This is a genomic window from Vibrio sp. 1402 (assembly GCF_033340275.1).
The window spans coordinates 474,888-500,486 of the sequence record NZ_JAWOWE010000001.1 but is presented as its reverse complement, the minus strand read 5'-3'; the positions used below and the strand labels follow the sequence as shown (position 1 = coordinate 500,486).

The 25,599-nt window shown below is 44.2% G+C and carries 20 protein-coding genes and 1 pseudogene; 9 read left to right on the top strand and 12 right to left on the bottom strand.

The features are described from left to right. Positions 1-158: 158 nt before the first annotated feature. The 6 genes from R7044_RS02065 to R7044_RS02040 form a co-directional block, all read right to left on the bottom strand. A complete protein-coding gene (locus R7044_RS02065) occupies positions 159-1,436 on the bottom strand; it encodes a cytosine deaminase (protein WP_053349282.1) in 1,278 nt (425 codons plus the stop codon). A 9-nt stretch (positions 1,437-1,445) separates the two neighbouring features. Then, on the bottom strand, positions 1,446-2,684 hold the full coding sequence (gene codB, locus R7044_RS02060; RefSeq protein ID WP_053349281.1) for a cytosine permease: 1,239 nt from the start codon (positions 2,682-2,684) through the stop codon (positions 1,446-1,448). Between the two features lie 805 nt (positions 2,685-3,489). Next, the gene (locus tag R7044_RS02055) at positions 3,490-4,836 is read right to left on the bottom strand and encodes a magnesium transporter (protein ID WP_225455318.1); all 1,347 of its coding nucleotides are present in this window, start codon (positions 4,834-4,836) and stop codon (positions 3,490-3,492) included. A 112-nt stretch (positions 4,837-4,948) separates the two neighbouring features. After that, positions 4,949-6,271 carry an ABC1 kinase family protein gene (locus R7044_RS02050; RefSeq protein WP_225455317.1) on the bottom strand — a complete coding sequence of 441 codons (1,323 nt, stop codon included), beginning with the start codon at positions 6,269-6,271 and terminating at the stop codon, positions 4,949-4,951. Between the two features lie 101 nt (positions 6,272-6,372). After that, a complete protein-coding gene (locus tag R7044_RS02045; protein ID WP_005373637.1) occupies positions 6,373-7,596 on the bottom strand; it encodes an HlyD family secretion protein in 1,224 nt (407 codons plus the stop codon). Beyond that, positions 7,596-7,922 (bottom strand): MFS transporter, encoded by a 327-nt coding sequence (locus R7044_RS02040; protein ID WP_017635162.1) that lies wholly within the window; start codon positions 7,920-7,922, stop codon positions 7,596-7,598. The genes R7044_RS02045 and R7044_RS02040 overlap by 1 nt, the downstream gene beginning before the upstream one ends. A 107-nt stretch (positions 7,923-8,029) precedes the next feature. Here R7044_RS02040 and R7044_RS02035 point away from each other — a divergent pair, with 107 nt between their 5' ends. Continuing rightward, a complete protein-coding gene (locus R7044_RS02035) occupies positions 8,030-9,031 on the top strand; it encodes an AraC family transcriptional regulator (RefSeq protein WP_053304538.1) in 1,002 nt (333 codons plus the stop codon). Positions 9,032-9,117: 86 nt separating this feature from the next. Here the strand turns inward: R7044_RS02035 and R7044_RS02030 are convergent, their stop codons facing one another. After that, complete coding sequence (locus R7044_RS02030; RefSeq protein WP_031778833.1) at positions 9,118-9,807, bottom strand: hypothetical protein; 690 nt, start codon at positions 9,805-9,807, stop codon at positions 9,118-9,120. Positions 9,808-9,819: 12 nt separating this feature from the next. Further along, the gene (locus R7044_RS02025; protein WP_158159475.1) at positions 9,820-11,361 is read right to left on the bottom strand and encodes a hypothetical protein; all 1,542 of its coding nucleotides are present in this window, start codon (positions 11,359-11,361) and stop codon (positions 9,820-9,822) included. A gap of 365 nt (positions 11,362-11,726) precedes the next feature. Between R7044_RS02025 and R7044_RS02020 the strand changes: the two genes are divergently transcribed. Further along, positions 11,727-12,419: a response regulator transcription factor gene (locus R7044_RS02020; RefSeq protein WP_005373624.1), complete on the top strand. Its 693-nt coding sequence runs from the start codon at positions 11,727-11,729 to the stop codon at positions 12,417-12,419. Between the two features lie 3 nt (positions 12,420-12,422). Continuing rightward, positions 12,423-13,745, top strand: a pseudogene (locus tag R7044_RS02015) (ATP-binding protein). Here R7044_RS02015 and R7044_RS02010 read toward each other — a convergent pair. Continuing rightward, the gene (locus tag R7044_RS02010) at positions 13,726-14,382 is read right to left on the bottom strand and encodes a pyridoxamine 5'-phosphate oxidase family protein (protein ID WP_158159477.1); all 657 of its coding nucleotides are present in this window, start codon (positions 14,380-14,382) and stop codon (positions 13,726-13,728) included. The pseudogene R7044_RS02015 and the gene R7044_RS02010 overlap by 20 nt on opposite strands. A gap of 100 nt (positions 14,383-14,482) precedes the next feature. Here R7044_RS02010 and R7044_RS02005 point away from each other — a divergent pair, with 100 nt between their 5' ends. Next, positions 14,483-15,928, top strand: a complete 1,446-nt coding sequence (locus R7044_RS02005) for a PLP-dependent aminotransferase family protein (RefSeq protein WP_158159478.1) — start codon at positions 14,483-14,485, stop codon at positions 15,926-15,928. On the opposite strand, the gene yjeH is transcribed toward R7044_RS02005, so the two are convergent. Then, entirely contained in the window at positions 15,929-17,191 is a 1,263-nt protein-coding gene (gene yjeH, locus R7044_RS02000) for an L-methionine/branched-chain amino acid transporter (RefSeq protein ID WP_158159479.1), read from the bottom strand. Positions 17,192-17,518: 327 nt separating this feature from the next. On the opposite strand from yjeH, the gene R7044_RS01995 reads away from it, so the two are divergent. The 4 genes from R7044_RS01995 to R7044_RS01980 all read left to right on the top strand — a co-directional run bounded on the left by R7044_RS01995 (position 17,519) and on the right by R7044_RS01980 (position 20,312). Then, positions 17,519-17,974, top strand: coding sequence for an Lrp/AsnC family transcriptional regulator (locus R7044_RS01995; protein ID WP_005373615.1), 456 nt, complete (start codon positions 17,519-17,521; stop codon positions 17,972-17,974). 40 nt (positions 17,975-18,014) lie between these two features. Next, positions 18,015-18,929, top strand: a complete 915-nt coding sequence (locus R7044_RS01990; protein WP_017819875.1) for a LysR family transcriptional regulator — start codon at positions 18,015-18,017, stop codon at positions 18,927-18,929. 109 nt (positions 18,930-19,038) lie between these two features. Next, on the top strand, positions 19,039-19,653 hold the full coding sequence (locus tag R7044_RS01985) for a LysE family translocator (RefSeq protein ID WP_005373611.1): 615 nt from the start codon (positions 19,039-19,041) through the stop codon (positions 19,651-19,653). 329 nt (positions 19,654-19,982) lie between these two features. Next, positions 19,983-20,312: a hypothetical protein gene (locus R7044_RS01980; protein ID WP_213886158.1), complete on the top strand. Its 330-nt coding sequence runs from the start codon at positions 19,983-19,985 to the stop codon at positions 20,310-20,312. A gap of 125 nt (positions 20,313-20,437) precedes the next feature. On the opposite strand, the gene R7044_RS01975 is transcribed toward R7044_RS01980, so the two are convergent. Then, a complete protein-coding gene (locus R7044_RS01975) occupies positions 20,438-20,659 on the bottom strand; it encodes a hypothetical protein (protein ID WP_104976599.1) in 222 nt (73 codons plus the stop codon). A gap of 240 nt (positions 20,660-20,899) precedes the next feature. After that, positions 20,900-22,333 (bottom strand): glyceraldehyde-3-phosphate dehydrogenase, encoded by a 1,434-nt coding sequence (locus tag R7044_RS01970; RefSeq protein WP_170893127.1) that lies wholly within the window; start codon positions 22,331-22,333, stop codon positions 20,900-20,902. 615 nt (positions 22,334-22,948) lie between these two features. On the opposite strand from R7044_RS01970, the gene R7044_RS01965 reads away from it, so the two are divergent. Beyond that, complete coding sequence (locus R7044_RS01965; protein WP_086047506.1) at positions 22,949-25,585, top strand: ATP-binding protein; 2,637 nt, start codon at positions 22,949-22,951, stop codon at positions 25,583-25,585. The last annotated feature ends 14 nt before the right edge of the window (positions 25,586-25,599 follow it).

The following is a 25,599-nucleotide window of genomic DNA, read 5'->3' as shown; positions in this document are numbered from 1 at the left end:
CAGAACCTTGTGCAACGTTTGGTACTGAGCCGTTTTATATGGCCTTTCAATGTGTTCAGTGGTTTATGAGACAAGAATAGACAGAGCGAGCAGTGATGTTTACCAGTAGAAAAAAGGCCTGACGATGTCGTCAGGCCTTTTTAGTTTCGCCGATCTTTTTAGCGTTTGAACGTTACTTGCTCTGCTTGTTCAAGATGAATATGAGTTGTCGCAGGCTGTGTTTCTGCGATCACTTTACCGTGACGAACAGAGTAGCGAACCGGCACTTGGCGACGTACTGCGTCAAAACCATTTTCTGCGGGAAGAATCAGTAAACTACCTGGTTTGCCTTCTTCAATGCCGTGCTTGTCTTGAATGTTCAGTGTACGTGCTGAATTGTTGCTGATCAGATCCAGTGAGTTGTTGATTTGGTCGTAACCCATCACCTGACACACGTGCAGACCCATATGCAGCACTTGCAGCATGTTTGCAGTGCCTAGTGGGTACCAAGGGTCAAATACATCATCGTGTCCAAAGCAGACGTTGATGTTGGCATTCAGCATCTCTTTCACTCGTGTTACGCCGCGACGTTTTGGATAATCATCAAAACGGCCTTGTAAGTGAATGTTCACCAATGGATTTGCCACGAAGTTGATACCGGACATGCGTAATAAACGGAACAGGCGAGATGCGTATGCACCGTTGTAGGAACCCATCGCTGTGGTGTGACTGGCCGTGACTTTATTCCCCATATCAAACTTGTGCGCTAATGCTGCCAGTGTTTCAACGAAGCGAGATTGTTCGTCATCGATTTCATCACAATGCACGTCGATCAGACGGTCGTATTTTTGCGCTAATTCGAACACGTAGTGCAGCGATTCAATGCCATATTCGCGTGTGAATTCAAAGTGTGGAATCGCGCCAATCACGTCCGCACCTAATTTGACGGCTTCTTCTAGCAGCTCTTTGCCATTTGGGTAAGAGAGAATTCCTTCCTGCGGGAAGGCGACGATTTGGATATCTACCCACTCTTTCATCTCTTCACGCACTTCTACCATCGCTTTTAGGGCAATTAGGGTAGGGTCTGAAACATCGACGTGGGTACGAACGTGTTGTACGCCGTTTGCTATCTGCCATTTTAAGGTTTGTTTTGCGCGCGCTTTCACGTCTTCAATCGACAGCATTTCTTTGCGCTCAGCCCAACGTTCAATACCCTCAAACAATGTGCCAGAGATGTTCCAGCTAGGCTCGCCTGCGGTTTGAGTTGTATCTAAGTGAATGTGTGGCTCGCAGAAAGGCGCAACCGCCATACCGCCTTCAGCATCGATGATGTCACCGTTATGACTAAGCTCCACATCGTTGCTTTCAATGCGCTTGAATTGACCATCTTCAATCAAAATTTGCTGCAGACCTTCTTGTCCTTTTAGCGTTACGTTTTTGATCAGTAGTGTTGTCATGATGGTTCCTTACGCTGGCTGTGTAGCCAGTGCTTTTTTGTTAAGAATAGGATTAAGAATCAGGAAGCTAATTGCGCCGCCAAGTACAGCGTTAATCGGCACTACGCCAGGCAGGAAGTGTCCCGCACCAACGCCAATCACGACAGCGATAATGCCAGCCCAGTTAACGTTTTGGAATTGGGCGGCTTCAAAGTTTGCGTAGCGTTTACGGTTCGTGAAGAAGTCAGCGATGATCACGCCGCCAATCGGTGGAATTGCCAACGATAAGAAGGTCAGCCAGCCAACAAAGTTATTGTAGAGCCAGATAGCGCAAAGTGTGCCAACAAGACCGTTCGCCATTGAGATGTATTTACTTGGTAAGCCTGTGATGTTGGAAAATCCAAGCCCCGATGCGTAGAGCGCGTTGTCGTTGGTCGTCCAGATGTTCAAGCCAAGAACGATGATAGCTGGAATAAGAAGACCTTGCGCGATCATCACTTCAGAGATGTCTGATTGACCCGTCACCGACGCACCTGCCGCGCCAAAGATAAACATTAACGAGTTACCGATGAAAAATGCCACCATGGTGATCATCACGGCGCTGCGCGGTTTTTTGCCAAAGCGTACGAAATCCGCCGTTAATGTACCAGCACTGACAAAAGAGCCGACAACCATCGCGAGAGCTATTGAAAAATCGAGTGACTCGGTTGGTTGGACCTGTTGTAGTTCGCTTATACCGCCAACACTATTTACTGCCTCGATGACAGAGTAGCCGCCAAGTAGTGCAATGGCAGGAACGGCGATTGCTGACAGCACCATCAGTGCTGAGATTCCAAAGTAAACGGTCGCGGTCATGAGCAAACCGGAGACGAGGATCAAAGTATTGGTATCGATGCCCGTTGCTTTATGCACCGGAATCGCAAACATCGCGACACCAACTCCAAACCACCCAACTTGAGTACCGCCAAGAAGAGCGGAAGGAAGCCAAGAGCCTTTAGAACCAAAAGAGAAACGAGCAAGAAGGTGAGTAGAGAGACCAGTAGAAGCGCCGATGTAACCGAGGAAAGAAGTGTAAATACCGAGGATTAGGTTACCGATGAGAACAGCGAGGAAAAAATCATTAAAGGAGAGCCCAGTACCGAGAGAACCCCCAGTCCACATACTTGCGGAGAAAAAAGTGAGTCCTAACATCACCATTGTAAGTGATGCCACGCCTTTTCTGGCCGTGTTGGGAACTGGTCCAAGACTGTAGTTATTGTCTCCAGCCATTATTACCTCCGCACATTGAAGTATTAAATTATAGCACCTGATTTTCAGGCAAACGGCGCGTATTATCGTGATGTAAATTTAATAGTCAATGATAAAATTGAAATTTAAACGTTTGCTTGGTTTTTGGTGTATATTTTTTTATTTAATAACAATGGTTTGATTTTTAAATTCTAAAAGTGAAAAGTTTATTTTTACGTATTTTCTATGATTTATAGACAGGTTTTCTATGTGAAATTAGTGTTTTGAATTGCCATTTGTTTTTATGGATTAAATTTATCTATAACTCTGGATTGTTCAGTCGATTTCTATGAAAAGAAAACGATTTCATGATGAGATTTTTGGTTTGGACGTTATTTGTTCTTTTCTTGGGTGTGTTTTCTTGGTTTTATTTTATGTAGGTGATTTATTTTTGTTGAAGCTGGCATTTCTAATGGTTTAGTGGGCGAATATTTGAATTTTATAAACAGTAAACAATCTGTTGTGGGTAAGAAAAGTACAACCGAGCTCGGTCAGAGGATAAGAGGGCAATAGCCACATAAAAAAATAGCCAACCGCAAAGAGTGCGATTGGCTTATATACATGTGAACAAAATCAAGTTCACTAACAACGTCAGTTGGCTAGGTGACCCTCGGCTTAAGAAGGGTCGATTTATATAATGCAGTTACTGTGCCAACTTTAATATGCCCTAAAATACGTAGTTTCTGTGACATGCGTTGCTTAAAGTTTGAGTATGTTTGCAATTTGCAACTGCGTTATGCAATTTGACTCTATTATGCTAATGATTGATTAGTAAACAATGAACCTTTTAAAGTATGACTAAACTCGCCGTTCCTAAAAAGGCGAAAAAACCAACTACATCTGTCACTGTTGTTAGAATCACCGAGCCAGCCAAAGCGGGGTCCAATTTAAACTTATCCAGAATAATGGGAATCAGCACACCAAATAAAGCTGCGGTAATAATATTGACGATAATGGCCAGCGCGATGGTTCCCCCAAGAACCGGAGATTGAAACCACAATCCGGCGAGCCCGCCGATGATTAACGCCCAAGCAATGCCGTTCAGAGAGCCAATACCCAACTCATTTTTCAATAGCTTGAAACGGTTACCTGGGGTGATCTGATTAAGCGCCATCGCACGAATCATTAGAGTGAGCGTTTGGCTGCCAGCAATGCCCCCCATGGATGCAACAATTGGCATGAGCACCGCCAAAGCCACCACCTGCGCAATTACATCTTCAAATAGTCCGATAGTGACAGACGCCAAAATCGCAGTAAGCAAATTGATGCCTAACCAAACACCGCGCTTTTGCGAGCTTTTTAATACTGGCGCAAACAAGTCATCGCCTTCATCCATACCTGTACCGGCCATCAAACGTGCTTCGTAGATTTCACGCTGTGTACTCAATGCAAACTGCCAATCGACTTCACCGATCAGTGTTTGGTCTGCATCAGTTACAGGGAGAGCGGGCAGTGTGCTGTGTTCTAATGCCTCTACCGCTTCAGGAAGCATCATTTTACTGTCTAGCACCGTCACAGCCTCAATAACGAGTGTTTTTAAGCGAGTATCGGGGTCACCACGCAAGATATCGAAGTAGTTGACCGTTCCACGATACTGTTTATTACGATTAATCAGATACACCTGTTGAGGCGTGTCGTAGCTATAGCGCTCCATTAACTGCTTAGCTGTCCCAATCGTAATGTTGAAGGGCAGGGTGATGATCTTACGTTCAGCCCAGTGGCCGAGTTCTTCATCAGCATACTCGTTTGCTTGATCGTAAAGTTCCAACTCATCTTTTTCTATCAACGAGAGCGCTTCGTTGATGATCGACTCTGGCAACGAATCGGCCCATTCGATGAGCGACAAGTTGTCGAGTTTAGCGAGAGTGAGCTTTAGCTCGACTTCAGATAACGCATTGATGATAGAGAAACGTACGTCCGCACGCATTTCCGTTAACACGTCGATATGTAGCTCTAGTGGTAAAGCTCGCCATAAGCGAACACGGTCGTCGATTGGAAAGGCTTCTAGAATCAGGGCAACCGCGCCGGGCTCGAGGCCCGCTTCAATAGATTCATTGAGCGTTGCGACTTGATCCGCTTCTTCGGCTTGGCCAATTTGCTGGATTAGAGTGGAGAGATCTTGAAACTTGCTCACCGAGTACCCCGATAGTTAATTCGTTTTATGGAAGTATGGCATGTTATTGAGATGCACAACTATGCATCTTAACCTTGCTCAAGGTACTTGAAAGTAACAGAAAAACAATAGGCTATTCGCTGTTGATGGTGAGATATGGCTGTACCAATTGGCGAATGTTCACTTTTGCGCCGATACGGGCTGCCAGCAAGTACATTCCGCCGATTTTTCTGTGTAAAAATAGGGCATCTGCTGGTGGAGTATGCCAGTATTCTTGTTCCATGCTCAAAATAGTGCCAGCTTCGCGAAGCTTTTGTGCTAAGCCGCTGGCTTTAAAGTCATAAGGCTCATCAACTAACATCGGTTCACATGCCATTTTCACTAAATCGAGAATCGCTTGGCGTTGGTCTGGAAGGATGGTTTGGCTGAAGAAGCCTATTTGTTCAAGCGCATCATTCAAGCCTTGTTCGTCATTATTCACGACAGATGCAAAAGCTTGGCGATAACCAGTGCTGAACCGCTCGCTGTACTCGCGAGTCGCCCCGAAATCTAGCAAGCCGATTTGACGAGTGTTTTCGATATATAAGTAGTTGGCGAAGTTTGGGTCGGTTTGTACCATCTTAAATTCGAACAGCTCTCGAAACAGTAACTCGAGTAGGCTGTGCATAACAAAATCCCGTGTACTCTGATCATAATGTTCGATTTGCTCAATCGGGCTACCATCAATGAATTCCATCGCGAGAACGGAGTCTGAGCAACTTTCAGTATGAATCTTCGGTACGACAAAATGAGGGTGCTCCTTCAAAGCGTCATGATAACGAATGGCAAATTGTGCCTCTCGTGCGTAATCGGCCTCGTCATGTAGCTGCTTTTTCGCTTCTTCGAGCAATCCTTTGTAGTCGACAGACTCGGGAATCAACCCAACGACCTTGAGCAGTGTACCGACATTATCGACGTCGCTATCGATACTTTTCCGTATGCCCGGATATTGCACTTTGACGGCTAGGTTATCGCCCGCATCGCTGTAAGCTTGGTGCACTTGTCCTATTGATGCACTGGCGATTGGTTTGAAGTTAAATGACAGAAACTCAGCTTTCCAATTCGTTCCTAGCGAACTTTCCATTACTGCGTTGAGTTGTTTTGCAGGCATTGGGTCTGCGTTGGAACGAAGACGGGAAAGAATATCGGCAAGTTCAGGTTCTAAAACATCACCAGCATCCATTGACAGCATTTGACCAAGCTTCATTGCAGCGCCACGTAGGTGAGCAAGTTGGTCAGTTAAACGCGCGATGTTCTGTGGCGTCAGCAAGAGGTCTTTCGCTTTTGGTTTGTTGCCTTTGGCTATCTGCTTCGTGCCTTCTGTAATCACATTGCCTGCGACACGGGTAGCAAGTGAAGCGAACTTGCTGAATCTTGAGATGCGATGGGTAGGTAGGCTTCTTTCCTTTGCCGACATGAATCTTCTCCGCTATTTACTAACTAATTGTTATACGGGAAAAGGATATGTTTGGATACAAATGAAAAGAAAACCGCCAGCGTAACTGGCGGTTTGCGAGTTTAGATAGAGTAGAAGAAGTACAGTTGAGACTTCATTCGGATGATGATCCCGCGAATCACATCTAAGAAGGCCATGAAGCCTATCGGTTTTTCACCGCTGACCCATGCCAGGCCAACAGAGCCAACTGGGATATCGTAGCCTTCTGGCTCATCAATCTTAAGACGAACAAAGTGGTGTTTGTTCTGTAAGTTCTTTCCAGTGGTGACACGTACGGAATCATCGAAACCCAGTAGATTACCTTGTGACTCACCTGTTGCTTCAACAATGCCTTCGACGGTCGCTGAGAAGATCTTACCTGGGTAAACGGACGAAGAGAATTCCGCTGGCTGACCCGGTTTGATGTTACGAATCGCCTGGTGGTTGACTCGCATCAGCACGTACTTCTCGTTAGTGTACATGTTGATACGCGGCATCATCGATACACGCTGACCTTCACGCAGGATAAAGTTGGTGACAAAGCCATCTGTTGGGGCATGAACTTTTGTGCTATTCAAATCCCATTGCGCTTTTGCAATTTGCTCTTCAGCTTGGCGCAGTTCGGCTTGTTTAGTTTCAACTGCAAGTTCCGCTTTATGAATCGCCAGTTTTGCACGGGAAATATCGACTTGTTTCTTCTTGATTTGAGACTCAAGAGTTAACACGTTGTGACGTGCCATATCAACCGCACTCGATTGTTTGTCGATATCGCTTTCCGTGATGGTGTTGTGCACCACTCGGTTTTGCTCAACATAACGATCTAGCATTTTTTTCTGCAATTTGTAGTCAACTTTCGCCGCTTCCAACTGGCTCTTGGATGTTTCTAGATCTTGCACTAGCGCCTCGTGGTTAGCTTCTTCAATCTCGATGTCGCCTTTTGCCGTAGCTAATGCAACGCGAGCAGAATCAGCGGATACGTTCGCTTGATTTAATGCGATTTTGTATTGCGTTGGGTCAAGTTCATAAATGAGCTGACCTTCTTTAACTTTCTGATTCGGCTCAATGTAAATGTGGTCAACTTTACCTTTTACATTGGTTGAATCTGGACGCAATTGGATGTGTGGTGACTGCACGACAGAACCGCCGGATAAATCCATCGGGGTGAAGTTAATCAAACCTACCCAGACGAACATTAGCCAACCCAAGCCGCCAAGATAAGCGAACGATTTGGTTGCTTTGTTCCAAGGCATGCCAACCAAACGCAGCAGATAGATGAAGAGTGCCCATACCGCTAAACCTTCTAACATTATGCTTCCTCTTTTGGCTGTGTTTCTGTTTGCGGTTTACTTTTCCATGTATCACGCAGATTGATGATGGCTTTTTCCATATCAACAAATGCAAAGATCACGGCTAGCACCCAAACCCAGTGCCAGACAAACCCTATCCAGGTCAGCGCAGTGATGAGCCCTATCTGATGATGGTCTTTGCTGTGTGCTTTATTGATAGGTAATTCATGGATTTTCCAAAAGCCGTAACACGCGCCCGCGACACTCGCGATTAAAACGACAGCAGCGACAACATGTAACGCCGTATCTGCGCCTGTACCGACAAATGGGACACTCAGTAAACTCATTAAACACTCCTCTATCAAACTGTTGGCGTATTGTGATCTGAATTTGATTTGCGGCTTTCTTTGTGACAGATTCAATCACTATAGGATTAAATTTGATGTAATTAGTTATGAAAACGGTTCGGTTTATTCGCGCGATGGGCATTCTAAACATGCATAACCTCGCGTTATCTAAATACAATTTGGACTCGGATGAGTTAGGGATCCCAGCATCGGTGTTTCGTAACCCAATGACACTGATCCCGCTAAAAGCCGTTGCGGAATGGTATCGTTGTGTTGAACAAGCTAGTGGTGACCCGGATGTGGTGTTGAGTCTCAGCCGAGGTATTGAACTGCAAAAGCTAGGGCCAGTGGGACGCTGGTTATTCTCCGGCAATGATTTAGCCAGTACCATTCGGCGAGTGAATTATGGTGTGAGCAACCTACAATCAGGGGCGTTTTTTGCTGGCGAACAGTCGGGTAAAATCATCAAATGGACTTACCACAACCCGTTTATAGAAACGTCAGTAAAGGTGCACGATAGTATCCGCTGTGCGGTATTTATGATTAAGGTGTTACGCGAATTTCTTGGCAAAGATTATCAGCCTTTACGTGTCAAGGTTTCAGGCTCGAGAAAAAATACTGAGCGATACCGGGAATATTTCGGCTGCGAGGTGGAATGGAGTCAGCCAAAAACAGAGATATGGATCCCAGGAGATGACCGACTAGCCTCCCGCCAAGTGAGCCATCGAGAAGACAGCCGTCTAGCGATGAGTTTTTCCGACTTGGATGATTTGCTTAATATGCCCGATCCAGAAGACGAGTTGAAAGTGATTTATGAAGTGGTGAACTACAGCAGCCATTATGGATTGCCAACGTTAGAGCGCGTGTCTTCTCTGCTTGATTTATCTGAACAGCAGTTTCAACGTCGTTTGCATAAATTAGGGCTCAATTTTTCGACGGTTTCTGGCTATGTATTGAGTAATATTGCAGCTGGTTTGTTGAGTAAGCGCGTGAGTATTGATGACATTGCCACGCGCCTTGGTTACACCAATGTGGCGAGCTTCAATCGTATGTTTAAGAAACATCGTGGATTAACGCCCAAGCAGTATACGGGAAGATTAGAGAAGTAGTGCTCCACTTATCTCTATGAGTACAAGCAATAAAAGCCCTCAAAGTTGAGGGCTTTGTTATTTTTTTGTGTCGTTTTATGTGGTGGCTATTTCTTAGGACGCCAACTTAGTGCACTTGCAACAGCGCCGATGGCAATTACATCCTTTTTTTGTTCGCTAAGTTCAGGGAGCATCTGTACCGCAATGGTACCGTTCGTCTGCACTGCGGCAATTTCTTGTGTGCCCTCCTTAAAGCTATAACCCAATGGAATGTCTACCGCCATCATGGCGTCAGGACTAGTATGTACAGTTTCTACATTAAAGTGGGTGCTACCAATACGCACTACGCCCGTCTCTTTTTTTTCAAAGCTGATGTCGATGAGAGCCGATTTTGGCTCCATCGCAAACTCACCGACTTTTTTACCATCTTGAGTAATGTCACAGGTGTAAGGATCATTCCCACCAAAATCGACGCCCATGTAGTTAACCGACATACCGCCTCCGGTGCAGTTCAAAAGCCAAGTTTCTCCGCTGTCGATACGAGTCACTTCTGCGCCCATTGAACCTTCTTTGAAAGAGATACGGTTAAACCAACTTGAGTTAGAAGCACTGCGTGAATACTTGCCTTTGTACTTACCAGCAAAATCAAAATGGCCATCTGCACCGAATCCCCAAAAATCACCGTCGGTTTTGATCAGCATTTCTGGTTGTGCTTTTACGGCATCAGTACGATCCATGACGGCTAGGCCACCACAACCAGCAAGGAGCAAGGGAGCGAATAGAATAAGTTTCTTCATGTTTTTCATTGTTTATAGCTTGGTTACATCTAGGGTTTGGTCGGTGAATTGGATGTTCTGAATGTCGTACAACTCGTCAGTGCCTGTATTTGGGCACTCAACAGAAACGCTCTTTGCTTTGATAACAGTACATTCCGCCAGTTTGTGTGGCACGATATAGGTGTTGATACCGCCTTCACCATAAATGCTGTTGTCTTTGCTGTTGCCTTCAAAAGTATTGTTTTGATCATTACCGATCACATTCATCGCGTCGTCGCCAATGATCTTCACTTTTGTTAACCACTGAGATTTGTAGGTGTACGCTTCTATCAAACCGTCTTTGTTGGGAGCCATACGGAAGGTAGGTACTGTGCCTGGATTTGTCTTTTCTGTGTAGAGCTTGACGCCCGCAGAGTCGATATTCGCGGTATATTGCAAGTATCCGTGGAATAAGCCACTGATCCAATCAACGGCTTGTGGATCTTGGGTTTGCATTTCTTCACGCGTTAACGCTTGGTAGCCATCTAAACCATGTCCGTTTGCTTTTGCTACACCCATGTAAGCTTCAAAAGCGGCAGCAAAATATTCGTGAGAATATGAAGGGCCCGTTTTTTTAACACTTTCAGGATCGAAGTCGTCCGATTTCCAATCGTCCCAGTCATACTGAGTAGGGCGCCACACCGTCGGTTTGCCCGATTGAATATCGTTATAGATGCTTAACGCATGAGCTTGAATGTCATTTTGCAGTGCCGCAGTCGCCGTGTTAGGTGCAATACCTTGCGCTTGGACCAAGTGTAAAATTTCTTCAAAAGCGGCGTCTCGTTCGGCTTTTTTACCAAGATTGGCGCAGTAATCGGCAAAATTACTCATGTAATGGCAATCGCCTTCAACTGTCAGTTCTCGATACATTAAAGATTGGCTATTCCTTAGCCAGTTTGGTGTTTCTTTACTAGTTACTAATGTTGACGCGATAGATGTGACAAGTGTATCCATATCATCTTCGTTAAGTACCATCATGCTTACAACAAACTTTTCTAGAGAACTCGTATCAAAAGAGTGTGCTAAGCCCGAGCTTGTAACTGCATCGTTCAATTTGCCTTGGCGAATCAGTTCGTTGATAAAGATTTTGGTTAGCATCTCATCATTCTGTTCGTCGTTTTCGGTCAGCATTAGTGTGGCATCACGCTCGGCTAATGTCTTAGCGATACGAGACTTGTCAGCGCCGTACTTAGAGTCTGGTTGGTTTGTGAGAAGGTGTTGGATGATTTTGGCTGCACGAAAGATTTTTTCATTATTCGCACCGTCATCAACAGCCACAATGTGAAATGTATCGTTGTTGTTTGCTTCGGAAAGGGAGATTTTCACATAGTGGGTGAAGCCAGCATCAGCAGCCACTTTTAACTTGGCTGGAAACTCTGTAGAAACGACAGTTGGGATTGTGACAGTGCTCAATGTTGGCACTGGTGGTGTTGGAGGTGTCGTTGTCGATGGTTTCGAATTAGATTCACTGCCGCCACAAGCAGTTAGACTTATCGCGCAAAATATGGCTAAAGGTGTTAATTTGGAATATCTCATTTCATGTTACTCGTAGACTTTATTAGAGCAGGAAACTTAGAAGCAACATAAAGTCCTGTCTATATAAGCAAACTAAGTCATATATGTTGATATTGTTTTTTGGTAAGACCTATTATTCGATATATTTAAAAATATAGTGGATTTTTATTCCGAATTTATTTTCTATGTGAAGCTATATTCTGATAATGAATAAAACCTCAGGTTATTGCATGGTTTTAGGGGTATAGAATGATTAGGATTATCGTATATGTATGGTTTGTAAGCGTATGTAAGCCTGCGTTTTATTAAAATTATCATTTAAGTAGGTTGCGCAGTATAGGACGAGCGATATACTCCCTCCATCATATTGGTGGAGTAAATGATTCATGGTGGGTAATACAATCTTACTGGTAGAAGACGACTCAGAGATTGCTCGATTAACCAAAATGTACCTCGAAGCCGAAGGATATACGGTAACTGTCATCGATAACGGTCAAAATGCATTAGAAACGATTAAGGGGCTCAAGCCGGACCTAGTGCTGTTAGATTTGATGTTACCAGGAAAAAATGGCGCAGAAATATGCCAAGAGGCGCGTAAGTTTTATCATGGTATTATCATTGTTTTGACTGCGACCGATGATGAAATGAGCGAGGTGAGCTTATTTAAGTTCGGTGCTGATGATTACCTTACCAAACCGATAAAAGGCAATATCCTTCTCGCCCGTATTGAAGCAGCGTTGCGTCGCTATTGTCGTCAAGTTGATATCGTTGAAGAAGAAAAGCTGAGCCGATATGGCATTAGTCTTTGTCTTCGTCGCTCCCAAGCATTTTATTTGCAAAAAGATATTGGTTTAACGAGCTCTGAGTTTGAAATTCTAGAGCTCCTGATGCTGAATGTCGATAAGCCAGTATCTCGTGAATCATGTTGCCGTCTTGCCCGAGGCATTGAATACTGTATTACTGATCGTTCGATTGATATGCGTATATCCTCACTGAGGAAGAAATTCTCTAAGGCTCATATCCATACGGCTACCATTAAAACCATACGTCACCACGGCTACATGCTGACAGGTAAATGACGCATGTTTTCCCTGTTTACTCGTCTATATGTGGGGTTAGTAACTGGCCTTGCGCTGACTGTTGCTTTGTTTCTCTTTATGGGGGAAGAGTACATGCGCAAAACAGAAGTCGGTGTTTTTTTGAACGATGGTGCTTATTTTGTCGATCAATACATTGAGCAACGAGGCACTCCGGATTCTCTCTACAAGAAGTTAACCGAAAACGGCAAGCAAGATTTCTTTATCTTTGATTTAACATTGGTTGAAAACTGGGACGGATCACCACCTTGTCGAGATTGTAATCTGCTGTACCGTATGCAAGGGATACCTGTTTATCTTATTGACGGCAGTACCTATGCTGCGGTATTCCCTTTGCCTAACACTTCGAAGAGTTTAGTTTTCAAAGAAAAAACGGATTTCTTTAGCCCACACGTTGATTGGAATGAAGATTCTGAGATTGTATTTATACTTACTCTACTTTTGGTTGTTGTATGCAGTTTAGGCATTATGGTTTACATACCTGTACGACGTCTTGACCGCCAAATTCGGCAACTAACGGCTGCGCAACAACAATTTGGTTCTGGTGAGTTGAATACGCGAGTCGAGCTAAAGCAATTTTCGCAACCCGTGAAAGAGCTCGCCCAAGGCTTCAACTGCATGTCTGAAGAGATTGAGAGACGAGTGCGCCAAACACACATCTTTACTCAAGCTATTCCTCATGAAGTGCGCACTCCGCTGAGTCGTATTCAGCTAGCGACGGATTTAGCTCGACGCACGAGTGGTGAAATGCAGGCAGAGTTACATGACGATATTGAACGATACGTTGATGTCGTGACGGATTTAACGTCCGACATTGTCATGCTGTCTCGCTTGAGTGTGAAAAACCACTCATGGATCGATTCTGTTGAAACCATGGAACTGCCACTTTGGTGTAAAAGCCGCATGAATTACCTAGGCTTAGAGTCCGCCATGTTGAGAGCAGAAAATAAACTCGCGAACCAATTGATTCACTTTCAGCCTACTTTGGGTAACCTTGTCCTCGATAATTTACTGCAAAACGCCAAGCGTTATGGTGAGTCCTGCGTTGAGGTGACGATTCGAACGGTAGCGGATTGCTGGAGCATCGATATTGAGGACGATGGTCCGGGCATCCCTGAGGCAATGCGAGAAGAAGTATTTATGCCATTTTCGCGCTTAGACAAAAGCCGCAACGCCGACATGAAAGGCTTTGGTTTAGGGCTTGCCATCGCTACCAGTGCAGCGCGGCAACTGGGGTGAGAGCTTTCTGTCGGCGAGAGTCACTTAGGCGGCGCACGTTTTACGGTGCTTATTCCTGCCAACGGTTAGAGTAGGCACTGCGGTAGTCTGGCTCTGCGATACCTTCATACAAATCGTCACAAGCTTGCAGTGGACCTACGACGGTTCGGTAGGGTAGGACACCTGCCCAAACAGGGATGTCCATGTCTTCCGCATCGTCGTTGACGCCAAAATTGCTGATTTTCACTGATGCCTCCGTGAGCGGGATACGCAGTAGCATGGTGGCTTTGAGTTCTTTTTCATTACTCAAACGGACTTGTTCTGTTCTCCCCGGAGCGATCTGTTCAATAAAGTGATTCAGCAACCTGTCTTTCTCTTGGTTATCTTCCACCACCTCAAACTGGCCAAAGGCCACAGCACTGCGATAATGCGCACTGTGGTGAAACGCACTTCGAGCCAATACCCAACCATCAAACAAAGTAAAGGTTAAGCACGTTTGCACTCCTTGTTTGAGTGAGCGTAACAGTCGACTGTTGTTGGCACCATGGATATACACGTAATCATCGACACGCCATGCCAGCATAGGGATGACCACAGGGCCTGACTCGTTGGTTATCGCAATATGAGCGATTAGGCTTTCATCTATGATGGCGTGCAGTTTGCTAACATCAGAGACGGCTTTATGTGCGCCTTTCTTAATTTCCGTTCTATTGGTGTTGGATAGCATTTTCTCTCCTTGTTTGCTCACGATTACGAGCGATTGATCCTCATTCTTTGATTGCAATGTAGCGTTTAACTGGTAGCTTAAAGAGAGCCACTTTTAACTAATGGATGGATCCAGTTTGTCTTTGATTGATATCGGTGACCTGCATTTAAAAGACAGTGATGGAACGCGTCAGCAAGCGTTGTTTTTTGCTATTCGCAAGAAAATTGTTCAAGGACTGTGGATGAAGAATGGGAAGCTGCCTTCTACGCGGAAGCTTTCACAAGAGCTTAATCTAAGTAGGAATACCGTGATTTCTGCCTACGAACAGTTAGTGGCGGAAGGGTACTTGAACAGCCAAAAAGGTTCTGGTTTTTATGTTGCCGTAGAACTGCCAGAGCAGTACTTGCCTGAACCTAGTTCAGTTCAGAGAGACTCATCACCGAAAGCTCACTTTGATATCAACCGCGCATTTGCACCGGGTGTACCGGATTTGGACGCATTTCCGATGGCGCAATGGCAAAAGTTACTCACTCGCCATATGTCTCGTACTTGCTTGCTGGGTAATCAAGATATTCAGGGTAGTTGGGCATTGCGCTGTGCTTTAGCTGACTACCTCGCATCAAGCCGTTCAGTGAATTGTTCTCCAGAGCGCATTATTATTACCTCCGGGGCGCAGCAAGCGTTGTCAATTGCGACGATGGTAGTGCTCAAACAAGGTGATAAGGTTCTGATGGAGCAACCAGGTTACGCGCAAATGCGGAAGTTGATTCAGTTCCAAAACTATCAATTTGAGCCTTTGTTCGTAAGAGAGAAATTAGGTTTTGATGTGGAAGCGGTGACCTCAAGCGATGCCGATGCGCTGTATATTACACCAAGTAATCAATATCCGATGGGCACCACACTCAATACCGAGCAAAGAGGAAAGATCATCAACTGGGCGGTCGAACAATCAAGTTGGATCATCGAGGACGATTATGACAGCGAATTTCAGTTTGCTCATCGTCCCTATACCAGTTTACAGGGGCTAGCAGCTCAAATGGGTCGAGATGATCGCGTGTTGTATGTGGGTTCCTTCAGTAAAGTGATGTTTAACGGATTGCGGCTTGGCTACCTTGTAGTTCCTGAACGTTTAGTAGAGCAATGCTTAGTGGTTAAGGACGCGTTAACTGGTGATTCGCCGACGCATACACAAGAAGCATTGGCAGATTTTATTACTGAAGGTGGGTTATTACGTCATATTCGAAAAATGCGTCGACTGTACAAAACTAAGCATGAACAGATGCATGTATCCATTCAACAGTATTTTGGCGACCGTGTTTGCGTCGTTAGCCAAGCGGCGGGGCTTCATATTACGTTGAAATGGCAAGACGGTATGGATGAGCAGCGTTTTACAAAACTGGCAGAGCATGAAGGGATCATCTTGCGACCTTTGAGCTATTATGAACACCCAGATTTTCAAGCACGTCACTGGCATGGTGCCGTGCTTGGTTACGGCAATATCGCGTTAGAGAACATAGACGCTGGTATCCAACGTTTAGCTCACATATTTCGAAATGGGAAGCGATGACTATTCAGCTACACGTGTTTGTCGCTTATGTCGCCACTGTTTCCAAGGCAGTAAAAGTAGAGTAAAAATGCCAAGTGCATAAAACATTGACCAGCCTAAACATATAAAAACACCGGTACAAAGCAGTAGGGACAGTCCCGCAAGTGTTTTACCAAATCCTCGAAGCAATTTAAAAGCGGCTAACATCGCCAACATGTAAACCAGAACGAATACACTGTTTGCGAGTTTTAGGAAAAACTCCAGATCGAGCTGTGATAGGGTTCCTATCACACAAGATATCAATAATATGCCGCCAACTAATATGGTGGCTGAGAAAGGGACACCGCGACGTGAAATCTTGGCTAGTGGACTAGAAGGACGATGTTCACGAGCTTGAGCCCAGACCATTCGCGCTAGGCTCTGTGTGTATAAGTTAACGCTCGCGAAACAAGCGGAGAAACCTATCAAGCTGATTATCCATTTGGCTCCATCGCCTAGTAGTTGGGCACTAAGCCAGGGGATGGATGCGTTATCAAATTGAGCGTTACCATACGCGCCAAATTTTAAAATAACGACAGAGCATGCCCAATAGGTAGCCCCTGCTACAAAACAACCGACCACAATGGCAATAGGGAAATCTCTTTGAGGGTTTTTGAACTCTTCCCCCATATGGGCAAAAGCCTCTATGCCAACAAAACACCAGAACATCACGCCTAACGCTGCGGTAATAGGCCAAATTGACTCTTGTGTGATGGCGGGCATCACAAGATCGGCGCTGTTAACGTCGCCTTTCCATAAAAATGCGCCAACAAGTGCGAAGACACTCAAAGCAATAAGAGTTTGTAAATGACCTGATGATTTTGTGCCCATCAAGTTGACGAACACAAGAAGTACTACCGTGAGAACTTGTGCAAACAGATTGTTGCTAATAGGCTCTGGCAATATTTGTTGTAGAAAGCCTGCGGCGAGTGCAATCGCGGCCGGAACCCCTACCGGAATGACACTAACAAATAGCCAAGCGACACTACTTTCCAGCTTGGCGTTAAAGGCTTTGCGTACAAAAAAGGCTGTTCCGCCCGCGTTGGGGTATCGTTTACCCAGTTGAGCAAAAGTCAGCGCAATAGGACAAATCGCGATGAACAATAAAATCCAAGCCCATAGTGAAAAATGGCCAGCTATACCTGCTGCGATAGCCGGGATCATAAACAGCCCCGTTCCCATTAATGTGGTGGATAACTGTGCGATACCTGATGTGAGTGAAATGTCTTTTTTGAGCTCTTCCATGCGAATTGATTCATCCAATGTTATGAGGCTTATTACGAAAAAGCTTGTGGCTTCTGGTTATTTCGTTTTATGTGTTTAAGCGATGCTATTTATGTGCTGAGTACTTAAGTTGGGAATTTGATTTCAATGTGTTATCTATTTTCTGTTGAAATGGATAACAGCACTCATCTCATGCCCGCCAAATAGCATATCCAAAATGTTAATAACAAAATGATTTACTAAACCGTCAATATGACGGTTGTTTTAAATAATTCCAACAAAATGTTGGTTTCTTATGCAGTTAGAATCGGTATAGAATGAGAAAAATAAGGAAAGCTTGGTAACGGTATGGACAAGTTTGATCATAAGATTGTGGATCTGCTCAGGCACAACGCTCGGCTGTCGGTGACTGAAATTGCGGATAAAGTAAACCTTTCTCGTTCTGCGGTAACGGCCCGTATTCGCAAGCTAGAGCATGACAAAGTGATTCTAGGGTATCACGCTGAAATTGCGCCTTCGGGTGGGGATTCGATTTGCGCCTATTTTGCCTTAAAGTTCGATAAATCAACCTCTACGTATTATTGCGAATCATACGCGGACGAGTTATACAAAATTGATGGCGTAAAATGGTGTCATGCGATCAGCGGTGAGACGGACATGATGGTTTTTGTCGAAGTGCCTACTATGGCTCGCTTGAATGAAATCAGAGATCAAATTCAACGATATCCAGAGCTTCGAAACCTGATGACTCATACCGTCTTAGCTGAATTCTTTAACACGACTGGGAACCTGTTTGTGAAGTGACCATGAATGGATGCCATGTTGAAAACCCTTCTGAGCGAATATGTTAAACAACATTAATTTGAATCTACTTAGATCCTTGCATGTACTTTTAGAGGAGTGTCATGTCAGCCGGACCGCAGACCGTTTGCACATTACGCAGTCTGCCGTCAGTCGACAGCTTGCACAATTGCGCGATCTGTGTGGTGACCCACTGCTTATTCGTCAAGGTAATCAACTGATACCAACGCCACGAGCAATAGCGTTAAAATCAAAGCTTGATGCATTACTGGCTGAGTTTGACCATTTACTCGATGACCAACCTTTTGAGCCGCGGCAGTGGCAAGGTGAGCTTGTTATTGCTTCTAGTGACTACGTGGCGCAATACGTATTGCCCGATATTGCCTCTCACTTGGGGGAACAAGCGCCACAGTTAGATATGGCGTACCGACTGTGGCAACCCAACTTTCTTGATAAACTTCATGAGACGGGCATCCATATCGCGTCTTCTATGTATCCAGAAAAACCACAGAGTGTGTCGAGCGTTAAAATTGGTGAGGATTCATCAGTTTGTTTGATGAAATCTTCTCATCCGTTAGCAAAGCAGGACCAGATCAGTATTGAAGACTTGATTTCATATTCACACATCAAAGTGACTGGCGGCGGAGACAAAGATTCCTACACTGATTTAGCATTGAAAGAGCTAGGGCACACCCGCCACGTTACCTTTAAGGTTCCATTCTTCTCTGCTGCGATCAATCGCTTAGTTGCAAGTGAGCACCTGATGGTGGCTCCTGAACATATTGCCGTTAACCTCGCTAAGCATTGGGACTTAACCCATAAAGCATTACCACTCGAAACACCTATTCATCAATATTGGTTAATGTGGCACCCCAAATACGACACGGATCCTGCGCATAAATGGGTGCGAGAAGAGATTCGCTCAGTAATGCAAATCTCTGAATATTCCATTCGCTAATACGTACACCGTTTAGCTATGACTTGAAGTCATGATTAGTATGAATAACTTTGATTTCTAATTATACCTCTTCCGTTGATAGAGTGAGCTTCAAAGAGGGGAGATTCTTATGACACTAACAGTTTGGTTATCACTTTTTACCGTGTGTTTATTAGGGGCTATGTCACCAGGTCCCAGCTTAGCTATTGTCGCTAAGCACTCGTTGGCTGGTGGACGTATCAATGGATTAGCTACGGCTTGGGCTCATGCGTTTGGCATTGGTATATATGCGTTTATTACCTTGATTGGGCTCGCTGTTGTTTTGCAGCAAAGCCCGATGCTGTTCAAGACGATTAGCCTTGTGGGTGCGGCATATCTTGCGTATTTAGGGTTTAATGCTTTGCGTTCAAAAGGTGGTGTGGCTGCGAAGTTGGAGTCAGGTGAGGAGACAACGGTAATCCAGTCTGCGCGAGAAGGCTTTTTTATCTCGATTTTAAGTCCCAAAATTGCTTTGTTTTTTATCGCATTATTCAGTCAGTTTGTCGCGCTCGGTAATGATTTGAGTAATCAGATGATCATTGTTGCCACGCCGTTTGTTGTGGATGGGCTTTGGTACACCTTTATTACCCTAGTGCTATCGAGCTCTAAAGTCGTTGACAGAATTCGCTCTAAGGCAGTGTTGATTGATCGTTTGTCAGGGGTAGTACTCATGCTGCTGGCTCTTAGAGTGGTCGTAACGGTATAGACAAGCTCGCAAGACAGAAATACTAAAAGCAGCCCGTGTGGCTGCTTTTTTGTCTACTCTCAGTAACCCTTACACAATTTACGTAATTCTGACGCTAAACGTTGCTAAAATTAATATTATCAATAGTGTTACTTTGGTTCATATTCTCATTTGCTGTGAAAGCTACTTTCCAACGCATTGTTATAATGAGAACGATAGCCACTTAACGTTAATACTAACAGTGTCGCATATTAAGTCGAGAGTGCTTTATTGGATAAAAACGGACTTTCCTCTTACTTACCCTATGAAAGGGGTAGAGACTTCATGACCGTTTAGAAGGTGAGAGCAATATGCAAAGAATAGTAGATTTAGCTCCAGTAGTAATTTTGACCAGTGTTTGCAGCGTTGCTTGGATATTCTTTTCAACAAAGAGCATTTGGGTGTTTTTTGAACTGTTTGTATTTACGATGCTTGGCTTTGGCCTTTTGTACGGGTTACTACAAAAGGCTGATCCTAAACACTTTAACTTTGTTTTAAATCACATCGATGAAATTAAGAAGGAAGGCAAAGATGCTTGCCTAAGCGGCGCTCCGAAAGAATCCAACCCATACTCTGGTGTCGATGGTGATTTATGGGAGGCTGGTTACACAGCCTCCTACAACAAAAAGATAAAGCAATAAACCGCTAGGTGTTTATTCAATATTGTGCTTTTCAAAAAAGCACCCTGCCATTTTAAGGACAGGGTGAAAGCAAGAAGTGTCTCAGGAGCTGTCGGGGGAGAGAAACTCATCTAAATCTTATTTACTTACCGGCGAACCTCTTCAAATTCACCTTCAATCGCATCTGCTTTACCCGTATTAAACTCATACTCTTCGTGTATTTCTCTCTGCATTTTCTTGACGCGCTTTTCAATACGTTTACCGGTAATTAATGCTGCGATGGTCAACGGAATCGCAATGATCAAGCTAAATACTAACGTAAAAAAGCCGGTAATCAGTGCTAGTGCAGTTACAATAATCCGATTCATAATCATGACCTCTCTGTAATTTATGTGCTCAGATTAATGCTGTGAACATGAACAAAACATGAATGCTGACGTTCACTTTGTCCGGAGAGTGTCAAATGAATGAAACGAAAAAACGCCTGAGGGTGATCAGGCGTATAAACGGGGAAAAATATTAGTAATGCGCATGGCGCTTATTATTTAGAACAAATATGAGATATTGTCCGCTACGCTATGTGGTTAACGTTGTGGAGCAAAGTTCACCTATCGAGGGAATGTTTGGTAACGAACACCCATCATTTGTTCCATACAGTGCACAACTTGGCAGCTGTAACCGAATTCGTTGTCGTACCAGATGTAAAGTACACAACGCTTGTCTTGTGCGATAGTCGCTTGACCATCTACGACGCCTGCATGACGAGAACCAACTAAGTCAGTTGATACAATTTCTGTTGAATCGGTGTAGTCAATCTGTGCCGAAAGCTCAGAGTTCAACGCCATTTCACGCAAGTAATCGTTCAGTGAATCACGGTCTACGTCTTCACCTAAGTTTAGATTAGCGACTGCCATAGATACGTTTGGTGTCGGTACGCGAATCGCGTTGCCTGTTAGCTTGCCTGCAAGCTCTGGCAATGCTTTAGCAACTGCTTTTGCCGCACCTGTTGAAGTCAGAACCATGTTTAGTGAAGCACTACGTCCGCGACGGTCACCAGAGTGGAAGTTGTCGATCAAATTTTGGTCGTTTGTGTATGAGTGCACGGTTTCAATATGGCCAGAAAGAACACCATATTTATCGTTCAGAGCCTTAAGGACTGGCGTGATTGCATTTGTTGTACAGCTTGCCGCAGAGATGATGGTGTCATCTTCTTTAATTACCGACTCATTTACACCGAATACAACGTTTTTGATGTCACCTTTACCTGGTGCTGTTAGCAGTACTTTCTCTGCGCCTTTACACGCTAAGTGTTGGCTCAGGCCTTCAGAATCACGCCAAACACCTGTGTTATCAACAACTAGCGCGTTATTGATACCGAAAGCTGAGTAATCCACTTCGCTTGGGTTATTTGCGTAGATGATTTGGATGTAGTTGCCGTTAACGATCAGTGCTTTACGCTCTTCATCGATAACAATGCTACCGTTGAACTGACCGTGAACTGAGTCACGACGCAGCAAGCTAGCACGCTTCTCCAAATCGCCTTTTTTACCGCCACGAACCACAATCGCACGTAGTCTTAGTGGGTAACCTGGACCACTTTTCTCAATGAGAAGGCGAGTAAGTAGTCGACCAATGCGACCGAACCCGTAAAGAACCACATCACGCGCTTTCAATGAAGAATCTGCGTCGCGAGCGCCATCAAGTGCAGTGATAAGGAAATCGTTTAGAGAGCTTGTATTGTCATGTTCATTCCAGTACATAGTTGCCAATTGGCCAACATCGACACGGCATGAAGAAATGCTCATTTCACAAAGCGCTTGAATAATAGGCATCGTGTGCTCAAGCGAAAGTGGGTTACCGGTATAACGTCTTGCAACGCGATGAGTTTTGAGAATGTCTATAGTAGTAGCATTAATAAGCGTTTTACCAAACAGAACCACTTCGATTCCTTTTTGACGATATAGCTTACCAATTAGAGGGGAAATAGATTCAGCAATCGTTTGGCTAGTTTGCCAGTCTTGGAGATATTTCTCTGGACTCATTGTTGTATTAGACCTTTCACGTTTTGGGGGCTAACCATACTCTCTGCTGTTGCCTCTTCGGCAGCGTGCAAGAGTGTGGTGGGTTATGTAATCGGGTTGTAATAGTTATGTGTGCGGATTCTAAGGTCGGAGTCCTTATTCTGCTAGGAAAATTAAATCCAGTGTAAAACACTACTTAAGGGGACGTTAGTGGTGGATTAATGTGACTAAAGCAGTGGTTTTCACGTATTGACATTTAGAAAGTAACTTACTTTTTTTGCGATGATAACGTTTGCTTTCAAATTAGTTTTGTTGACAAAAATGGATATTTTGCATTTTTGTGTGATTTTCCTCGATAAGGCAACTCAATAGGTAAACATACAATAGATGATTTCCTGAAAAGTGAGGCGACTCTTAGTTGTGAGTGAAACTTTATTGTTTGCATCCAACTTTAAGATCAAAAAATATGACTTGAATCACAATTGCCACTTCATTAGCCGATGATAAAACACTCACAATAACCATAGTCTAGGTAGGTGAATGTTGTTTGAAAGTAACAATGTCGTATATGCCTTTCAATGAGGGAAACTAGTCTAATATTAAATAAACGGATGAAATCAACCATTAGGCTGATGGATGTTGAGATTATCAATAAAAACACGCTTAGCACTCCTCGCACTATTACCCGCTGTGGTAATAGTGGTATTTGCAGTTCAGCAGTTTTCTGATAATGCGTTGCGCGTGAGCCGTCTCAATCAAACGGTTAGCAATATTCAAGGTTTCCAATTGATATCCAAGGCCTCCCACTTTATTTACTCCATAGAGAAAGTACGCCGACAGCCTGATCTTCAAGTCTCTGCAGCCATTAATATTGAAGAACAAGGTGAAGTTATTTCTTCTTTGCATCAAAAGTTTGTGAGTAACCCTAATACTGCTGAGTATGCTGATGAGCTGAAAGAAGCCATGCTGGGGGTATTGTCAGGTAGATTGAGTGAGATGGACGACCTGGGTGATTGGGCATTTCAACAGCTCCAAAATATGTCGCGCTCTTTGTTGCAAAATCATCAATGGTATGGCAGTGACGATGGCATTCGCATGCAAAATTTTATTGCCTACCTTGCTCAGCTCTCTTTTTGGACACAGAAAGAAGCTTGGCTGACGAACCGTTTAGTCCAAGACCCTAAGAGTCGGCTAAGTCAAAGTATGTTTTATCAGGCGATTGACCGACAGCAGCAAAATTTGGATGCGTTTTTAAACTTAGGTGGGTCATACGAGCAAGTGGATAAATTGCTTGGCTTGTTTACTTCGCCGAGATATCAGAGAAACTTGGCGTCTCGCGGACAATTAATGTCAGGAGACATGTCACAAAGTGACTACGCCGCGTATTTAAAAGAACTCGATTTTCGTGTGCAGCGCTTACAAGTGCTCATTGATGGGTTCACCAAACAAACTGAGCAGTCGCTTCTCACGCAGGTTCATGAACAAAAGGCCAATATAGCGATGATCAGTTTTGGCGTTGCCTTAGTGGTTATCCTGCTTTGTTGGCTCGGATTTAGTACTTGGTTCCGAGTTAACAGCAAACTCGATGCGATCATTCACACTTTAAACGCGTTGATCAACTCCGAAGAGAAGCAAACAAAAGTCAAAGTTGATGGAAGTGATGAACTGACCATTTTTGCTCAGCAAGTGAATCGAGTGGTTGAAGAAATGCAGAGACAAACTGAAGAAATACTGCATGCAAAAGAGTCAGCAGTATCGGCTAATCGTGCAAAATCTGTGTTTCTTGCCAACATGTCACATGAAATACGCACGCCCCTTAACGGGATCATGGGCATGACAGAAATACTCTCTCAAAGTGAGTTGTCTTCGCATCAACAAGAAGTTGTTGATGACATTGACTCCTCATCTCAAACACTGCTCACTTTACTTAACGATATATTGGATCTCTCTAAAATCGAGTCTGGACGATTGGAGCTGTCACTAGTAGAAGCGGATATCCGAGAAGTCGTGTATCAGTCGATGATTTTATTCCAATCCAAAGCAACATCTAAACAGCTAAAGTTAGGTATTAATTTAGCTGAAAATATCCCCATTCGCGTGATGGTCGATGATCATCGTGTCAAACAGGTAGTTACGAATCTGGTATCGAATGCGGTTAAGTTTACCGAAAGTGGGCATGTATGCGTTGATGTTAGTTATGAGGAGTTACTTGAGAAAGAACGTGGAGTGCTGACGTTTAAAGTAGAAGATACCGGAATAGGCATTGATCAAGATAAGTTAACCACGATTTTTGAACCCTTTACTCAGGAAGATGAAGGAGTGTCGAGGCAATTTGGCGGCACAGGGTTGGGTTTGGCAATTTGTTGTCAGCTTGTGTCGATGATGGGGGGCAAGCTCGTAGCAACATCTACAAAAGGAGTGGGCACATGCTTTGAATTCTCGATTGAGGTTGAAGCAATTCCGGTGTTTGGCTGGCGTTCGGAGGTGATTAATAAAGGGCTTTTGATCTGCTCAAATTACGACTACGCCGACCAAGTATTAAAAGAGTGTCGCTTAGCGAAAATCAATCTCTTTGGTGTTAATAATGTGAATGAAGTGCAAGCGATAAATGATGACTTTGATGTCATATTTCTGTGCCACAGTAACGACGCTAATACCGATGAAATCTTGGATAATCTATCATTTAATTACGATCTTCGCCGTGTGATTATTTGCCAGCATCATTTATCCACTCCCTACGAAAATGCAGAAAAAGTACATGCCGTACTCACATTACCTTTCCTTGGCAATCGATTTAAGCATGTCATTGATGATTTAGCTAAGGTTGAAAAGACTATATCAAGTGACAATGTCACCAATAATGTTGTCAGCTCTGAATATCGAGCGTCGCGCTCTCATCGGAGGATCTTAATTGCGGAGGATAATTTGATGAACCAGAAAATAGCGAGTTTTTTTCTGGATAAAGCAGGTTATGACTATTTGATAACAAGCAACGGTCAAGAAGCGTTAGAAGCCATCACAAAGGGAGAAGAATTCGATGCAATTTTAATGGACTGCATGATGCCCGTGATGGATGGACTGACCGCGACGAAAGAAATTCGTCGTTGGGAAAAGAAAGCAGGACGTGAAAAAACGATGATTATCGCACTCACTGCGAGTGTTTTGGAAGAAGACATCCACAACTGTTTTGCGGCAGGCATGGATGCTTATTTACCTAAGCCGTATAAATCGAACCAGTTATTTGAGCTCTTTAGTGAATTAAAACTCGCCTAGCTAACATTTCAACT

Coding starts and splice junctions, on each gene's coding strand:
- R7044_RS02065 (WP_053349282.1), bottom strand. CDS start 1,436: ATGACAACACTACTGATCAAAAACGTAACGCTAAAAGGACAAGAAGGT.
- codB (WP_053349281.1), bottom strand. CDS start 2,684: ATGGCTGGAGACAATAACTACAGTCTTGGACCAGTTCCCAACACGGCC.
- R7044_RS02050 (WP_225455317.1), bottom strand. CDS start 6,271: ATGTCGGCAAAGGAAAGAAGCCTACCTACCCATCGCATCTCAAGATTC.
- R7044_RS02045 (WP_005373637.1), bottom strand. CDS start 7,596: ATGTTAGAAGGTTTAGCGGTATGGGCACTCTTCATCTATCTGCTGCGT.
- R7044_RS02040 (WP_017635162.1), bottom strand. CDS start 7,922: ATGAGTTTACTGAGTGTCCCATTTGTCGGTACAGGCGCAGATACGGCG.
- R7044_RS02035 (WP_053304538.1), top strand. CDS start 8,030: ATGAAAACGGTTCGGTTTATTCGCGCGATGGGCATTCTAAACATGCAT.
- R7044_RS02030 (WP_031778833.1), bottom strand. CDS start 9,807: ATGAAGAAACTTATTCTATTCGCTCCCTTGCTCCTTGCTGGTTGTGGT.
- R7044_RS02025 (WP_158159475.1), bottom strand. CDS start 11,361: ATGAGATATTCCAAATTAACACCTTTAGCCATATTTTGCGCGATAAGT.
- R7044_RS02020 (WP_005373624.1), top strand. CDS start 11,727: ATGGTGGGTAATACAATCTTACTGGTAGAAGACGACTCAGAGATTGCT.
- R7044_RS02010 (WP_158159477.1), bottom strand. CDS start 14,382: ATGCTATCCAACACCAATAGAACGGAAATTAAGAAAGGCGCACATAAA.
- R7044_RS02005 (WP_158159478.1), top strand. CDS start 14,483: ATGGATGGATCCAGTTTGTCTTTGATTGATATCGGTGACCTGCATTTA.
- yjeH (WP_158159479.1), bottom strand. CDS start 17,191: ATGGAAGAGCTCAAAAAAGACATTTCACTCACATCAGGTATCGCACAG.
- R7044_RS01995 (WP_005373615.1), top strand. CDS start 17,519: ATGGACAAGTTTGATCATAAGATTGTGGATCTGCTCAGGCACAACGCT.
- R7044_RS01990 (WP_017819875.1), top strand. CDS start 18,015: ATGTTAAACAACATTAATTTGAATCTACTTAGATCCTTGCATGTACTT.
- R7044_RS01985 (WP_005373611.1), top strand. CDS start 19,039: ATGACACTAACAGTTTGGTTATCACTTTTTACCGTGTGTTTATTAGGG.
- R7044_RS01980 (WP_213886158.1), top strand. CDS start 19,983: ATGCAAAGAATAGTAGATTTAGCTCCAGTAGTAATTTTGACCAGTGTT.
- R7044_RS01975 (WP_104976599.1), bottom strand. CDS start 20,659: ATGAATCGGATTATTGTAACTGCACTAGCACTGATTACCGGCTTTTTT.
- R7044_RS01970 (WP_170893127.1), bottom strand. CDS start 22,333: ATGAGTCCAGAGAAATATCTCCAAGACTGGCAAACTAGCCAAACGATT.
- R7044_RS01965 (WP_086047506.1), top strand. CDS start 22,949: ATGTTGAGATTATCAATAAAAACACGCTTAGCACTCCTCGCACTATTA.